A 13,747-nucleotide genomic window follows, 5' to 3' on the forward strand; every position below is an offset into this window, starting at 1 on the left:
CCGCGAGGAGCAAGCCGGCAGTGCCTGTATCGCACCCTGAATCCTCCGCCTCCGCCTCCGCCGACGCCCTCCCCGTGCACGCCCTCGCGCCGGAGATGTTCGACGCCGTCGCCCGCGCCCGGGGCGGCGCCGCGGCCGTGGCAGCGCTGCGGCGCGGCCAGCTCAGCAAACGCATGCTCCTGACAGTGGCCGTACGCCGTTCACTGCCCGCAGCCGCGGTCGCGGACTTCGAGGAGCCGTACCGGAGACTCACCCGGATGCACCGCGAGGACCCGGACCGCTGGGAGGAGACGATGCTCCACCCCTACCTGGACGAGGGCCTGGCCCGCGCACTGGCCGACTGCGCGGGCGGCGGCCGGCCCGCCCTCTCCTGGTTCGGCGAACTCGTCCACGGCGGACCGGCCGCGCTGTCCGGCCCGCACCTGCTCCACACCGAGTGCGACGGCGCCGTGCTGCGGGTACGGCTGGCCGACCGCGGCCCCTTCCGCGACAGCCACGGTCACCCACCGGCCGCCGCGCAGACCGCCGACGAGGTGCAGCGCTGGCAGCGGGCGCTGGACGGCGCCTGGCAGGTCCTCGTCCGCCGCCACCCCTGGCACGCCAGGGCCGTCGCCGCCTGTCTGACCACCCTGGTGCCGCTGCGCCCCGGCCCCGGCGGTACCTCGGTGAGTTCGGCGGCCCGCCGGGCCTACGGCGCCGTCGCCCTCTCCCCGCCCGGCGATCCGGTGCTGTTCGCCCTGACCCTGGTCCATGAGTTCCTGCACGTCCAGCTCGGCGCCCTGCTCGACCTGGTCCCGCTGCACGGCCCGGTGTCACCGGCCCGCTACCACGCCCCCTGGCGCCCCGACCCCCGCCCGCTGGACGCGCTCCTCCAGGGGACGTACGCCCATCTGGGCGTCTGCGACTTCTGGCACACCGAACGGACCCTCACCCCACCCGACCCCCGGGCCGAGCGTGAGTACACCACCTGGCACGGACACACCCGGGGCGCCGTCGACACCCTCCTCGGCAGCGGTGAACTCCTTCCGGCCGGGCGCCGGTTCACCGAGGAGATGGGGCGGACTCTGGCACGTCCGGGGGCAGAGCCGGGCAACCATGAGCGGCCCATGGCTGTCTAGTCCTTCGGCGGCCGCGCGGCCGGGGGAGGAGGGGGTTGGTGACTTCCGTACGTGTCTGGGGTCCCGGTGTGGGGGCCGTGGTGGTGCTGGTGGCGACCGGGGCGTGGGCGCGGGGGACGACCGGTGCCGCCGTGGACGCCGGGCTGTGGGCGGACGTACGGCCCGCGATCGAGGCGCGGCTGGTGGCACAGTCCAAGGGGGACGGGTACGGCGAGAGCGAGCCCGCCCTCAGGGCGAAGTGGTTCTGCGAGGCGTCGGCACTGGACCTGCGCGAGGACGACGGCCGGGTACGGGCGGGCGTCGACACCCTGTGCGTGGAGTACGGGGTGCGTGAGGGCGCCCTGCTGGAGTGCGGCGGCTCGCACTATCCGCAGGTGATGCGGTTGGAGCGGGACGGCGAGGGGTATCGCGTCGTCGCTCAGGAGGAGCCGCCGGACGGCGCCGGGTACGCGGACTGGGAGAAGGACCACTTCTCGGTTTTCGCCGAGTCCCGGCTGGGGGACGCGGTGAGTTCGGCGGGGCTGGAGAGTGCGGCGCGTGTCCACTTCGGAGTGGCCTCTGGTGTGCCTGTCGGCGACTGTTAGGGGTTTGTTGTCGTTCGGCTGCCGCGCCGTTTGGGCTGGTCGCGCAGTTCCCCGCGCCCCTATCGGGGCGCTGCCGCTTGCCGGGGTTTTCAGTCGTCCGCTAGTTCCGCCACCCCCGTGATTCTGTGCAGCGGGTACGTCCTCACCTCGTCCGCCGTGTGGTCGTATGCCGTGACGAAGCCGCCCTCCACTCGTACCGGGGCGATGACGCGTTGGCTGGCGGCGCCCTCGGCGTTGACGTAGCCGATCCAGAGGGCATCGCCCGTCAGGACGGCCGCCTGCATGGTGGCGAGGGTCTCGGCCGAGCTGGTGCGGGGGAGTTCGCCGGGGGCCAGGGGGGACGCCGTGTCCGTGGGCTTGCGGGGGGCCGTGGACGCCAGGTCGCCGGCCCGGATCGCTCGGATCGCCGCCGTGAGGAGGGTCGCGTCGGGGATCGGGGGGCCCTCGGGGACCGGCTCGGGGGCCGTGCGGGGCGGGGTACGGTGGGCGTGGGCGTGGGCGCGGGTGATCAGGACGTCGCCCTCGGCGGACTCGGCGGCGGGGGCGTATCCCATCGCGCGCAGGCCTTCGAGGAGCGTCGCCGGGTCGGCCTGGGCGGCCAGGACCGTCGGGGCCAGGCGGCGCAGCCGCAGGGCGTCGGCCCGCTTGTCGGCGAGGATCTCGTTCAGCACGGTGTCGTCGTCGCAGCGGACGTACGCCGAGGCCGCGCCCACCCGCAGATGGCCGTGTTTGCGCGCCACGTCGTCGATCAGATAGGCGAGCGGCTGCGGAACCGGCGTACGCGAGTGCTGGACGAGGAAGGCGTGCAGGTCGGAGGCGCTGCGGCCGGCGTCCAGGGCGCGGCGTACGGAGCCGGGGGTGAAGCGGTAGACGGTCGCGCCGCCCTTGGACTCCACGTCGGCGAGCACGCCCAGCACCTCGGCGAGCGGGCGCCGCAGCGGGCCGGGCGCCACCGCCGTCAGGTCGGCCTGGAGGAGGACGTGGTCCAGGGGCTCGGGCAGCAGCGGGGCCAGCAGACGGGTGGCGGCCGCGGCGGCCACCGCCTGCTCGGGTGCCGTCAGAGAGGCGAGCGAAGCGGCCGTACGGTGGTGGTGGACCGGCAGTTTGTCGCCGGGGCCCTCCGGTTCCGGGCGCTTGTCGGGGTCGGTCGGTGACGCGCCGATCAGGGCGCGGGCCTGTGCCGACAGCGCGCCGCGTCCGGTCACGCCGAGCAGTTCGGCCTCGGTGAGCGTCCAGCGGGCCAGCCGGGAGCGGAGATCGTCCTCGGCCTGGGGGCCGCGCAGGGGGCGCTCCCAGCGCAGCCGGGCCAGCACCGCCTCCGGGGCCGGAGCGGCGCCCTCCGGCAGCCCGGCCAGGAGCGACAGCACCCGGTGGCGTACTTCGGGCGCCGCCGAGCGGTCCAGGCCCGGGCCGAGCGCCGACAGTGCCCGCTCCTTCGCGTCCCGGCCGCCGACCACCCCGGACGTGCGCGTCGCCGCCAGCCATGCCTGAGCGAGCCGCACCCAGCGTTCGGCGGCGGGCCGCTCCAGCCACTCGTCGTACGCCGGGGTCGCCGCGTACCGCTCGTCGGCCTCGCCGTCGGAGGCGATCAGCCCGGCCGCGTACGCCAGCTCCACCCAGAACGCCGCGACCGGCTCCGGTACGTCGAGGGCGACGGCGGTCCGCTTCAGGTCCCGCACGCTCAGCCCGCCGGCCCGCAGCACCGCGGGGCCGCCCTCGTCCCAGTCCTTCAGCAGCTCCTCCACCGTCGCCAGCGCGGTGTACGCCTGCCCGGCCGCCGTACTGTCCACAACCTGTGGACGGTGTGTGGCAGCCGGCTCCACGGCGGGCGGCAGCGGCTCCGGCACCCGGTGCGCGCGGCCCGCCCGCAGATGCAGCGCGACCTCGCGGGGGAGTACGACGGTGCCGGGCGTCGTCGGCAGCAGCAGGCCGCGGTCCAGCAGCCAGCGCAGCCGGGGCGCCGGATCGTGCGTGACCTGGCCGTACGGCGGGCCCCACACCAGCCGCTCCAGCACCTCCAGGGACTCCGCCGGGGCCTTGGCCAGCAGGGACTTCATCTTCCTGCGGTGCGTGAAGAGCGCGGTCAGCCCGTCCACGGCGGACACGGAGTCGTGCGTGGACGGCAGCCCCGCCGTCGCCACGATCTCCTGGATCCGGCCCGGCGACATCCCCGCCGTCGCCTCCCGCACACTCGGGCCGAGCCCGGTGGGCGACGGGTGCTGCGGCGACGGGGCGAGCAGCTCACGGGCGGTGCGGACCAGACGGAGGCGGTCGTCGGCGCCCCACACCAGGGCCTGCTCGCGCAGGGCCGCCAGGGCGGCGGGCAGCGCGGCCGACACCTCCGGTTCACGGGCGTCCCCGGCCATCAGGCCGAGCAGTTCGTCGTACGACGACGGATCGCCCGCCACCGCCAGCGCCTCCGCGGTCTGCAGGGCGAACCGGTCGAGCCGCTCCAGCGCCCGTACGACCGAGGCACGGGTGCCGGCGCGGGTGGCGAGCTGGGTGAGGTCGGTGGGGACCGGGGTGATGAGGTCGGGGCGGCTGCGCAGGAGGGCGGCCAGCGAGGCGTCGTCCCTGCCGCGGAGCGCTTCCGCGAGGGACCGGGGGGCCGGGTGGTCCTCGGTGCTCATCTTGCCCACGTTAGCGGGTCGCCGTCGCCGGGGGCCGCGCCCCGGATCCCCGCTTCGGCCGGGCTGGGCCGGATCGTCGGGCCCCCGCGATAGCGTCCTCCCCGTGGGGATCGAGAGCGACCAGGTCGTCTACGAGTATCTGAGCCGCGTCGGGGACATCGCGCAGCAACAGCAGTTGTCGTCGGCCACGCGGATGCGGCTCGTGTCCGAGCTGCGCAACGAGATCGACCGGCGCCGGTCCAAGGCGCCCGTCGACTCGCCCGCCGCCGTCCGCCGCATCATCGACCGCCTCGGCAGCCCGGACGACGTCGTCGCCGCCGCGGCCGACAGCGGTGGGGGTGCTGCCCCGCAGGCGCCGACGCCCTCCGTGCCCGTACAGCGGGACGACGAGGACCGGCCGCCGCCGACTCCGAAGGGGCTGCGCAAGGTGCCCGGGCCCCGGTCGGGCTCGCCCGCCGACGACGTACAGGTGCCCGACTGGTGGCAGCGGGAGTCCGACCCGTTCGGGGTCGGCGACGAGGTGCCCGGGTTCGTCGGCGGGGTCGAGATCCCGGAGATGCTCAGACTTCCGCAGCCCGAGGAGGAACGGGAGCCGGAGGAGGAGCCGGTTGCCGCCGAGGCCGAGCCCGAGGCCGAGGCGGCGCCGAAGGGGCGGCGGCGGTTTCTGCCCGCCCTCCCCGGCGGCGGCAGCTGGAGCAACCCCCTGCTGCTCCTCGCCGCCGTCGCCCTCCTCGTCGGTGCCGTGCTCGGGAATCTGTTGCTGCTGGTCGCGGGCTGGGCCATCGCCTATGCCTCGCGTCGGCTGAGCGACCGGGAGACCAAGCTGGCGGTCATGTGGCTGCCGGGGCTGTCCGTCGCCGCCGGGCTGGTGTGGCTGTGGGGCCGCGGCGAGGGCCGCTGGGGCGCGCCCATCGTCGAGGGACACATGAACGACGCGATCGCCCAGACCTGGCCGTGGGTCGTGCGGGGCGCGGCCGTGGCCTCGGCGCTGTTCCTGGTCTGGCGCTCGCAGCGACAGAAGTAGCCGGCAAGCGGCAGAAGTAGCCGGCAAGCGGCAGAAGTAGCCTGCAAGCGGCGGAAACAAGCCGCACGGCCGACCGCGCCGAACCGGCACAATGTCCCCCATGACCGCCACCCCGGCTCCCGCCCGCACCGTCGGCTTCGACCTGGACATGACCCTCATCGACTCCCGGCCCGGTATCCACGCCTGCTGGGTGGAGCTGTCCGCGCGGACGGGGACGTACGTCGACGCCGACCTGGTGGTCACGCGGCTGGGGCCGCCGCTGGTGGAGGAGATCGCCCACTGGTTCCCGGCCGAGGACATACCGGCCGTGGCCGACCTCTACCGCGAGCTCTACCCGGCGTACGCGGTCGCGGGCACGCTCGCGATGCCCGGCGCCCATGAGGCGGTCGCGGCGGTGCAGCGGGCCGGCGGGAAGGCGATCGTCGTCACCGCGAAGTGGGAGCCGAACGCCAGGCTGCACATGGAGCACCTGGGCATGCGGCCCGACGCGGTGATCGGCGGCCTGTGGGCGGCGCAGAAGGCGGACGCGCTGCGCGAGCACGGCGCGTCCGTGTACGTCGGCGACCATGTCGGGGACGTGCGCGGGGCTCAGGTCGCCGATGCGTTCTCGGTGGCCGTGGCCACGGGGCCGTGCAGCGCGGCGGAACTCACCGAGGCCGGGGCGGACGTCGTGCTCGACGACCTGACCCGGTTCGCCGAGTGGTTCGCCGACTACGAGGGCTGAGTTCCCGCCCGCGCCTGACGCCGGCCCGCCGCGATCGACCGCAGCACCCCCGCGCCCGCGACGAGGAATCCGACGCCCATGAGCATGCTCAGTCCGAACATGTAGGTCGGAAAAGGTGTCGAACCGAGGAACAACGGGGCGACCGTGACGAGGGTGGCCACGGCGCCGACGAAGAAGACGATGGCACCGGCACGGATCAGTCGGTCACCGGGAGCGGCGGAATTCGTTTGGGTTTTGTCACGCACCGGACCAGGGTAGTTCCCACCGCGAAGGAACAACCGGGCGACGTCTTGTCAGCCGCCCCAAGACCATTAGCGTCTCTGGAACTCTGTGTGTGCCTGTGGGTTTCAGGCTTTTCGGGCGCGGCGTGGCCGTCTGTCGCCGACGTGGGGTCCGAACCTCGGGGTGAGGGTGTGGACTTCGGTGGCGTGCAGGTGGTGGAAGCCGGTCCGCTCGGCGGCGTGGGTACGCCGTCGACAGGTTCCGCGGGAGAGCCGCCTTCGCCCTGCCGGAGGAGTCTCCGGGTGGGCTGGGGTGGGTACTCCATGACCTGACACCGGTCCGGGATGGGCTGGTGTCTGGATGTCATGTCCCGCCGGACGCTGGACCACCCCGGTAGGGGTGGTGGCGGGAACCGTACGCACATCGGGCAGACGGCGGGAAGCCTTCACAGCCGCAGCCGAGGTTGCGGCATGCTGTCCTGCTCTGGGTGGGGTGTGCCGCCTTCGGTGCGGGCCGAGCGGCCTGCCGGCGGTGGGGTGGCCCTTGCCGGGCGTGGTCTTCGGCCCGTGTGGCCGGGCCGGGGCCGTGGATGCCTGGCGGGCGCGGCGCAGGCTGCGAGTGGTCTTCTTGTTCCGGCGCACCGGGCGGACTGTGCCCTCCACCGTGGTGCGGATGGTGCGGGTGCCGGTGGCGCGTTCGGTGACGGTGTCCGCTTGGGCGAGCAGGCCGCGTGCGACGATCCGCCGGGCGGCGGCGTGGTCGCGGTTCATCGACAGGCCGCAGCGAGTGCAGTGGGCCCAGGTCCAGCCGCGCTCTGCGAGCCGGTCCGGTGCCGGGTGGTGGCCCAACGGGTGCAGGCATGCGGGGCAGCGGGCGGAGGTGCCGCGTGCCGGGACGGTGACCATCGCGATACCCGCCTTGGTGGCCAGGTGCCGGATCGCTGCGGCGAGTGCGCCGCGGACCTGTCCGGACAGCCGGGCGTTACCGCGCCTGCGGCCGCGCGCCTCCAGCGTGGCGAGGTCTTCCAGATAGATGACCCTCGCGCCGAGCGCGGTGGCCTGGTCGACGGCCCAGCGGGCCGCCGACCAGACCAGTGCCTGGTTGAGGTGCCGGATGCGGGCGCACACCCGCTGATGTTCCACCTCCAACACCGTGGCCTTGTCCAGTAGTTCGGCCCATGTGCGGTGCGGGGCGCCGAGTCCGTCGGCGAGCTGCTGGCAGTGGTCACGTTTGGCGGCCAGGTGCTCGCGATGGGCGCGCAGCCGGTGCAGCTTCCCACTGACCGCGGTGGCGTCGAAGACCAGGGGGCGGCCGTCGGTGACCACACGGCGGTCTGGGCCGTGGCCGGTCAGGCGGCCCACCGTGCCAGTGAGGAGAGTGTTGACGCCCCAGTCGAACCCGATGGCCACCCGGTGACCGGAGGCTGTGGTGGTGGGGGCGGGGTGTGAGTGGGGAAGGTCCACCGCGATCCGCCCACCACGGGTGGGGCGCAGCGTCGGGGTGTGCAGGACCGCATCCGCAGCCACGGTGCCCGGCAGGCGGATGTCGATCACATGCCAGGCCCAGTCGCGCGCAGAGACCGGCACTGCACACAGGGGGAGTTTCACCCGCAGCCGGGCCGTGACCCCATCCACCCGCTCCAAGGTGACCTGCTGGCGGTCCATCGCCGCCAACAACACCAGACCCGCCGCCTCCGGCGGATCCTCCAGCTCACACAACCCCACCGGAAGGCGTCCGTACTCGCGCAGACAGGCGCTCACCTGCCGGGTGCGGTTACGGATCTCCGCGTTGCTCGCCCCCGTCGGCAGAGCAGCCCGTAGCGCCGTCCACTCCGCCTCCGTGCGGCGGCGGGCATCGGCGGGCCAGGTTGCCAGGATGGCCGCGACCAGGGTCCGCCGGTGCACGGCCAGCCGCAGCATGCGCGCCGCGTACTCCTCCGCAGCCCGGCGTACCCGATCCGACACATACACTCCCGCAGCCGGGACGACGGCCTGCGCCCAGCCAAGTCGCCGCAGCGCCATCCACCCCTTCGACGGCAGTGATTCACCCTGCCCGTCGACCCCGGCAGCCAGCACCTCCAACGAGCCCTCGTCCCACCGGGACGCCACCAACTGCCGGGTGAGGTCCTGGCACAGCCCGGTCAGGAAGGACACCCGCTCCAACAGGAGCCGCCCACCCACGCGCTCACCATTGCCCTCGACCACACCGCGGAAGGCGGTGCACGGTGCCGTCGCCATTACCCGACCCACACCCACGACGCCCTCCCGTACGACGGTGAACCGAACACGCTTCCCGCATCCGATCGACCTAACGATCGACCACCACGCAAAGGCACGCACGCCGACGACGAAACCGCAGTCAAACCCCGCCACGCGCACGACGGGATTGCGACGCACTCAGGGCCATATGGCCGAAACGCGTATGTTAATCAACCCCGTTAAGGACCCGGATGACCAGGTGTATGCGAGAGCTTGCTGTACGTCACTCAAGCGAGCGACCTGAAATTAGGTGCGGACACAGGGCGTATGTCTCTCCGCTGCAACCGCCTGCAATGGCCAACCAGACCAGTGCGGACAGCAAGCGGTGGTCAGGCGGTCCTTTGGTTGACGAATCCGAGCGACGTCAGCCCCTCGGCCAAACACAGGCGGTCAGATGCGCCCCCTACCTCGGTCTGGAGGAGCTGGTACGCCGCGCCGTGCAGGTGGCCCCAATGCATCGCACCGCGCCACAGGGCCCGCCCGTAGCCGAGGCCGCGGTATTCCGGCAGGACACAGAAGTACTGGGGCAGCAGCCGGGCCCGTCCGCTGGGGTCGCTCATCATCTCCATGGGTCCGATGGCGCCGGCCACGCGGCCCTCGTCGAGCACGGTGAGCACCGGGCCGACCGTCCCGGCCCGCATCTGCTCGTAGAGGAAGGCGAAGCCATCTGCGGCCATCAGCTCGGCGAAGACGGCGAACCGCTCGGGCTCGGGGAGCTGCTTGCAGTCCAGCACCCGAGCGTCCGGGGCCTGCCCGGGCCCGTCGTTGAAGTCCTTGAACTGGACGCGGGTCGCGCCCTGGGCACACGGCTCGGGCTGGTCGGGGGCGAGGAACCAGACAACCCGGGCCTTGGCGGCGCCATGAACGGCGGCGAGCTTGCGGGCCAGGTAGGCGCCGGCGGACAGGCTGTCGGGCGCCGATCCGTACACGTGGACCTTGACCGTCCCGGCGCCGCGCCCGGTAAGCGTGGGTACGAGGGTCTGCCGCTGGTCATGCTCGATCGCGTCGACCAGGACGCGCTCCGGCTTGGTGTCGGACCAGCGGCTGTCTTTGTCGTACGGGAGGAAACGGCCGGTTCCCGCGATCTCCACGACGGCCTCGAACAGGTCAGACAGCGGATCGCCCTGGTGGACAGGGCCAAGGGTCGGCACGTACGGCACGGGCATCACGGGCTCGATCCAGCCCCAGTGAAAGCGCATGGCCGCACGCTACTCATGTCTCTCACGCGCCGCAGGCCCCGACGCGAGGTGCCGCCGGGGCCTGCGGTCACGACCGGATCAGGCACAGATCAGGTCAGTGCGGGTTGTCGTCGCCCGCGCTGCACGAGCACTTCGCGCTCTCCATCAGCGCGTCCAGGTCGGGGACGCCGGTGATGGACATCACCACCGGCGCCGGGGTCAGGACCGGCCGCGTGAAGTACGGCTCTCCGGTGCGCCCGGGCCCGTCACTGGGCAAGGGGCGCCTCGGGGAGATCTCGACTGCTACTGCGGTCATCTTCACCCTGCTTTCTCATCTCCGTGCTGGCAGTAAGCCGCCAGCGGGGCCTTCGCCTCCTGGTAGTGCTTTGCCAGGGGCCTGCACACTCGGCAGGAACCGGAGAGCGTGCATCCCGAGCAGCCTCCGGTGCGAAGCATCAGGCGGTCCGCGATCGCACCCAGCCGGGCAAGGCCCTCGATCCCCTCCTGGGGAAGGCTGATCTGGTCGTCGCGGCCGATCTTGCAGATGGACACCAGCCCGTGCGGGTCCATATGGAAGAAGGTGTGTCCGGCGTTGCAGCCCTGGAACGGCTTCCGCACCCGCAGGTGCTCCTTGGACTGCGCGGTGAGGACTTCACCGCCGCCGTAGATAGTGGGCGTCATGTTCGTGTAGATCTCGCGCTCCACGCCCCACCGGTCGCACAGCTCGACCATCGCCTGCTCTTCGTGGGCGTTGTCCTCCGTCACGATCACGCTCATGCGCAGCGGCAGCCGCTCCCTGCGGGCGGCGTTCATGCCCTGGACGAACAGGTCCCAGGCGCCTTCCCGCTGGGTCAGCTCGTCGTAACTGGCCTTTCTCGCCCCGTACATGGACACCGTCACGCGGTACGGAGGGCACTCCTTGAAGAGCTTCAACAGGTTCTCCCGCCACAGCAGGGAGCCGTTGGTGGAGACCGTGAGCATCATGCCCAGCTCGAACGCATGGCGGTACGAGCGCATGAAGTCCTTGTCCACGGTGGGCTCGCCGCCCGTGATCTGGAGCCACAGCACGCCGGCCTCGGCCATCAGGTCCAGGCAGCGAAGCTTGTCCGCCAGCGGCATGCCCGAGTTCACCTTGAGCCCCAGGTAGCAGTGTTTGCAGGCGTAGTTGCAGCCGAGGTTGACCTCCCAGCTCGCCTTGGAGTAGCCCCAGGCGGACGGCTGCCGGATGAGCAGGAAGTCACCGGCCGGGCCACCGGTCACGTCCAGGTCGTCCCACTGTTCGCGGACGGCGTCGGCGAGCCAGGCGGGGAGCGGCCCGTCCGGGTCGAGGGCGCGCAGTTCCTCGTACCGGTCGACGGGCAGGAGGGCGCCGCCGCGGCTTCCCGGCCGGACGAGCACGTGGTGGTCCAGGAATGGGCTGGCGATCAGGGCATGCATGGCGGGCTCCATCGGTCGACGGGCGGAGTCTGGGGTGTTGATCCCGGCCACCAGGGGCCAGGACCGGTGTCCCGGGCTCCCTTCACTCCCCCACGGAGGGACAGCCGGGACGTGGTGCCCGCCCCGGGCCGGGGACCACGCGAGCGAGGCGCGGGTCCGGGCAGGGGGAGCCGATCGTGTGCCACGACCGGCCCGGGGCGGGTGTCTGGGAAGGCGCAGCTAGCCGTGCGCTACGGACGCGACGAGCAGCGCCACGAGCGCCAGCACTGTGAGTACGTAGATCGCCTGGCCCCGCAGGGTGGCGAATACGGGGACTACGGGGACGGGCTCTCGGCGCTCCGGCTGCAGGTCGACCCAGACGCGTTTGCCCCATGGCAGGCGGTCCGTGCCCCATCGGACCGAGACGGCGTCGATAATGGCCAGCCCCCGGCCGCTTAGGGCGTCCTCCGTCGGGAGGAGCAGCACTGGCATGTCGCGGCTCATGTCGACGACGGCCACCTGCACGGTGGTGTCGGCCAGGCGGCGGACGGTCACCCGGATCGTGGTGGCGCGCGCGTGGCGGACGGTGTTGGCCACCAGCTCGGCGACGACGAGTTCGGCTGCGTCGCTCAACTCGGGCAGCCCCCAGTCGGCGAGGGCGGCCTGTACCAGGCGACGGGCGGCGGGCACGGACTCCGCCCGCCGGGGCAGGCTCTGGCTGACTGACGGCTTCTCATCTGCGGCCACCAGGGCCTTGGACGGGCTGCGGCTACTGAGCACGGTGTCACCCACTGAGCGGCCTCTCACGATGCACCGCCTTGCGGCCATCCCGGACGAGCTGTGACACGGCATTCGGGTCGGCCAGGACACCGAGGCTCTCCATCTCCACAGCCCAGTAACAGCGGCTGTCCGCGCTGGTGGCCCCCGCTGGCGGCACGCCCAGGAAGTGGCCGCGGCCCATGAACTCCGCATCGTCCCGAGGCCGTTCCCATTCCTCGCGCAGGCCGGTCGTGTTGCCCACCAGCACGTAGTGCTGCTGGTTCGTCAGGTCCGCGAAGACGGCGCTGCCGAGCAGGGCCCGCCTCAGGTAGTGGCCCACGGCCGCCGGCTCGTCGGTCCCGGCCGCAGCGTGGACCAGGTCCGCCCTGACACGGACGGCGCCAGACACGCCCCCGCAGCGCAGCAGCGCCTTGCCGTCCTCCTGCCACTCCCGCCGGGACCGGTCTCGGTCCTCGGTCGCCATAAGTAGCCAGTGCTCGACGGCCAGGCGCCGCTCAACGGCCCTCGCAACGTCGGTTCTGGTAGCAGGCGGTGACACCGTCGGGTGGTGAACATGCTGAACGGGGCCCATGTCTCGCGGCCTCCCAAGTAGTCTCACATCAGGGACACCCACGACCGTACGTAGTCGGATGCCGCCCCTGAAGTGACCGTGAGTACAGGTGGTTTTGGGCAAACCACCGGGATTGGACTCCCCATGCGGCCGACCTCGCGCAATACCCTGACCGCTGGTACGGGTCGGGGCTCGCGGCCCCGGACGGGCCTGCTCAGCGGCTACGTCCTGCGGGTGATCCGTGAGCAGCAGGGTTACACCCAGGACGAGGCCGCCGAACAGCTCAGGGTCTCCCCGGACACGATCGCCGGGTGGGAGACCGGCCGACGCCCGCTCACGGCCGTGCCGGTCGGCCAGATGCTCGGGTTACGGCACCGGCTCATGCAGATGGGCACCTCCCCCGCCCTGCTTCAGGCGCTGGAGCGCGCCCTGGAGGCGGACGTCCTGTTGGCCAGTGCACTGGACGAGGACGCTAGCGTCGAGCAGAGCCCGCTGGGTGCGATGGTCATGCAGCGGGAACTCGCGGAGGTCCTGGTCTGGCCGCTCAACCAGGTGGCTCCGCGCCCTCTGCGGGAGCTGCCCACGCCGCCCCGCTCGCGCCGAGGGCCGGCCGCGTCCGGGCCGCGGCTGACCGCGACGGAGTTGCGCACCTTCTTCACGCGCATGCGCGTCACGGCCGAGCAGGCGCGCGGGCACGAACAGTTTCTGCTGCGCCGCCAGGCGCTCTACCTGTCCGGCTACGACCGGGAGGCGGACACCGGGGACTGGCTTGCCCACCAGCAGCGCACCGAGCGCCCTGACGACTGGCTGACCGCCTGGCTCAACAACCGTTCGGTGGCCGCGGTGGCCGCCCGGCACGGCGACCGGGACCGCATGGAATGGTTCATCGGCGCCGCGCTCCAGGACGACGCCGGCGAGGCCGCGAACCTCGCCTACTGGGCGTACTGGGTGGGCGAGGCGCCCCTCCCGCAGCTGTCCGACGACTTCATTGCCGACGGCTCCCTGGGCCCCTGGCACGGGGGCAAGCTCCTTGCCCACCTGGTGGACGGCATCGCGCCCGAGCACGGCTACGTGGACCTGAACATCCACAGCGTGTGGGCACTGCTCCAGATCCGGCCCAACCTGCTCAGGTCGGGCGAGGCGGCCCGGGCCCTGCGCGAGAGGCTCCCGATCATGTTGGATAGCGGAGGACTCTCGGCGCGTGCGCGGCGGGAGTTGGAGAGCATCCGGTACGCGATCCGCCTCGCCGAGGCGTGAGAGGAG

The 13,747-nt window shown here is 72.5% G+C and carries 13 protein-coding genes; 5 read left to right on the top strand and 8 right to left on the bottom strand.

Going from position 1 to position 13,747, the window contains the following annotated elements; translation table 11 throughout:
• Nucleotides 1–20: 20 nt before the first annotated feature.
• Entirely contained in the window at nucleotides 21–1,118 is a 1,098-nt protein-coding gene (locus tag ACLZN2_RS01100) for an aKG-HExxH-type peptide beta-hydroxylase (RefSeq protein ID WP_416976388.1), read from the top strand.
• 38 nt (nucleotides 1,119–1,156) lie between these two features.
• The gene (locus tag ACLZN2_RS01105) at nucleotides 1,157–1,702 is read left to right on the top strand and encodes a hypothetical protein (RefSeq protein ID WP_416976389.1); all 546 of its coding nucleotides are present in this window, start codon (nucleotides 1,157–1,159) and stop codon (nucleotides 1,700–1,702) included.
• A gap of 89 nt (nucleotides 1,703–1,791) precedes the next feature.
• On the opposite strand, the gene ACLZN2_RS01110 is transcribed toward ACLZN2_RS01105, so the two are convergent.
• Complete coding sequence (locus tag ACLZN2_RS01110) at nucleotides 1,792–4,332, bottom strand: helicase-associated domain-containing protein (RefSeq protein WP_416976390.1); 2,541 nt, start codon at nucleotides 4,330–4,332, stop codon at nucleotides 1,792–1,794.
• Nucleotides 4,333–4,435: 103 nt separating this feature from the next.
• Here ACLZN2_RS01110 and ACLZN2_RS01115 point away from each other — a divergent pair, with 103 nt between their 5' ends.
• Both ACLZN2_RS01115 and ACLZN2_RS01120 read left to right on the top strand, forming a co-directional pair.
• Entirely contained in the window at nucleotides 4,436–5,356 is a 921-nt protein-coding gene (locus ACLZN2_RS01115; RefSeq protein ID WP_416976391.1) for a hypothetical protein, read from the top strand.
• Nucleotides 5,357–5,456: 100 nt separating this feature from the next.
• Entirely contained in the window at nucleotides 5,457–6,080 is a 624-nt protein-coding gene (locus ACLZN2_RS01120; RefSeq protein ID WP_416976392.1) for an HAD family hydrolase, read from the top strand.
• Here ACLZN2_RS01120 and ACLZN2_RS01125 read toward each other — a convergent pair.
• From ACLZN2_RS01125 to ACLZN2_RS01155, 7 genes are all read right to left on the bottom strand, one after another.
• A complete protein-coding gene (locus tag ACLZN2_RS01125; protein WP_416976393.1) occupies nucleotides 6,068–6,325 on the bottom strand; it encodes a hypothetical protein in 258 nt (85 codons plus the stop codon). The two genes, ACLZN2_RS01120 and ACLZN2_RS01125, sit on opposite strands and share 13 nt — an antisense overlap.
• A 102-nt stretch (nucleotides 6,326–6,427) precedes the next feature.
• Nucleotides 6,428–8,539: a zinc ribbon domain-containing protein gene (locus tag ACLZN2_RS01130; protein ID WP_416976394.1), complete on the bottom strand. Its 2,112-nt coding sequence runs from the start codon at nucleotides 8,537–8,539 to the stop codon at nucleotides 6,428–6,430.
• A 350-nt stretch (nucleotides 8,540–8,889) separates the two neighbouring features.
• Nucleotides 8,890–9,759: a GNAT family N-acetyltransferase gene (locus ACLZN2_RS01135; RefSeq protein ID WP_416976395.1), complete on the bottom strand. Its 870-nt coding sequence runs from the start codon at nucleotides 9,757–9,759 to the stop codon at nucleotides 8,890–8,892.
• Nucleotides 9,760–9,853: 94 nt separating this feature from the next.
• Nucleotides 9,854–10,054 (bottom strand): hypothetical protein, encoded by a 201-nt coding sequence (locus ACLZN2_RS01140; protein WP_416976396.1) that lies wholly within the window; start codon nucleotides 10,052–10,054, stop codon nucleotides 9,854–9,856.
• 2 nt (nucleotides 10,055–10,056) lie between these two features.
• On the bottom strand, nucleotides 10,057–11,175 hold the full coding sequence (locus ACLZN2_RS01145) for a radical SAM protein (protein WP_416976397.1): 1,119 nt from the start codon (nucleotides 11,173–11,175) through the stop codon (nucleotides 10,057–10,059).
• Nucleotides 11,176–11,394: 219 nt separating this feature from the next.
• The gene (locus ACLZN2_RS01150) at nucleotides 11,395–11,934 is read right to left on the bottom strand and encodes an ATP-binding protein (RefSeq protein ID WP_416976398.1); all 540 of its coding nucleotides are present in this window, start codon (nucleotides 11,932–11,934) and stop codon (nucleotides 11,395–11,397) included.
• A 4-nt stretch (nucleotides 11,935–11,938) separates the two neighbouring features.
• Nucleotides 11,939–12,397, bottom strand: coding sequence for a hypothetical protein (locus ACLZN2_RS01155; protein WP_416976399.1), 459 nt, complete (start codon nucleotides 12,395–12,397; stop codon nucleotides 11,939–11,941).
• Between the two features lie 231 nt (nucleotides 12,398–12,628).
• Between ACLZN2_RS01155 and ACLZN2_RS01160 the strand changes: the two genes are divergently transcribed.
• A complete protein-coding gene (locus ACLZN2_RS01160; RefSeq protein ID WP_416976400.1) occupies nucleotides 12,629–13,741 on the top strand; it encodes a helix-turn-helix domain-containing protein in 1,113 nt (370 codons plus the stop codon).
• Nucleotides 13,742–13,747: the final 6 nt, after the last annotated feature.

The organism is Streptomyces sp. T028, assembly GCF_048159505.1.
In the GTDB taxonomy this organism is placed as follows: domain Bacteria; phylum Actinomycetota; class Actinomycetes; order Streptomycetales; family Streptomycetaceae; genus Streptomyces.

Excerpts from the sequence above, each read along its gene's own strand:
- ACLZN2_RS01110 (WP_416976390.1), bottom strand. The coding sequence starts at position 4,332 with ATGAGCACCGAGGACCACCCGGCCCCCCGGTCCCTCGCGGAAGCGCTC.
- ACLZN2_RS01120 (WP_416976392.1), top strand. The coding sequence starts at position 5,457 with ATGACCGCCACCCCGGCTCCCGCCCGCACCGTCGGCTTCGACCTGGAC.
- ACLZN2_RS01130 (WP_416976394.1), bottom strand. The coding sequence starts at position 8,539 with ATGGCGACGGCACCGTGCACCGCCTTCCGCGGTGTGGTCGAGGGCAAT.
- ACLZN2_RS01135 (WP_416976395.1), bottom strand. The coding sequence starts at position 9,759 with ATGCGCTTTCACTGGGGCTGGATCGAGCCCGTGATGCCCGTGCCGTAC.
- ACLZN2_RS01140 (WP_416976396.1), bottom strand. The coding sequence starts at position 10,054 with ATGACCGCAGTAGCAGTCGAGATCTCCCCGAGGCGCCCCTTGCCCAGT.
- ACLZN2_RS01145 (WP_416976397.1), bottom strand. The coding sequence starts at position 11,175 with ATGCATGCCCTGATCGCCAGCCCATTCCTGGACCACCACGTGCTCGTC.
- ACLZN2_RS01155 (WP_416976399.1), bottom strand. The coding sequence starts at position 12,397 with ATGGCGACCGAGGACCGAGACCGGTCCCGGCGGGAGTGGCAGGAGGAC.
- ACLZN2_RS01160 (WP_416976400.1), top strand. The coding sequence starts at position 12,629 with ATGCGGCCGACCTCGCGCAATACCCTGACCGCTGGTACGGGTCGGGGC.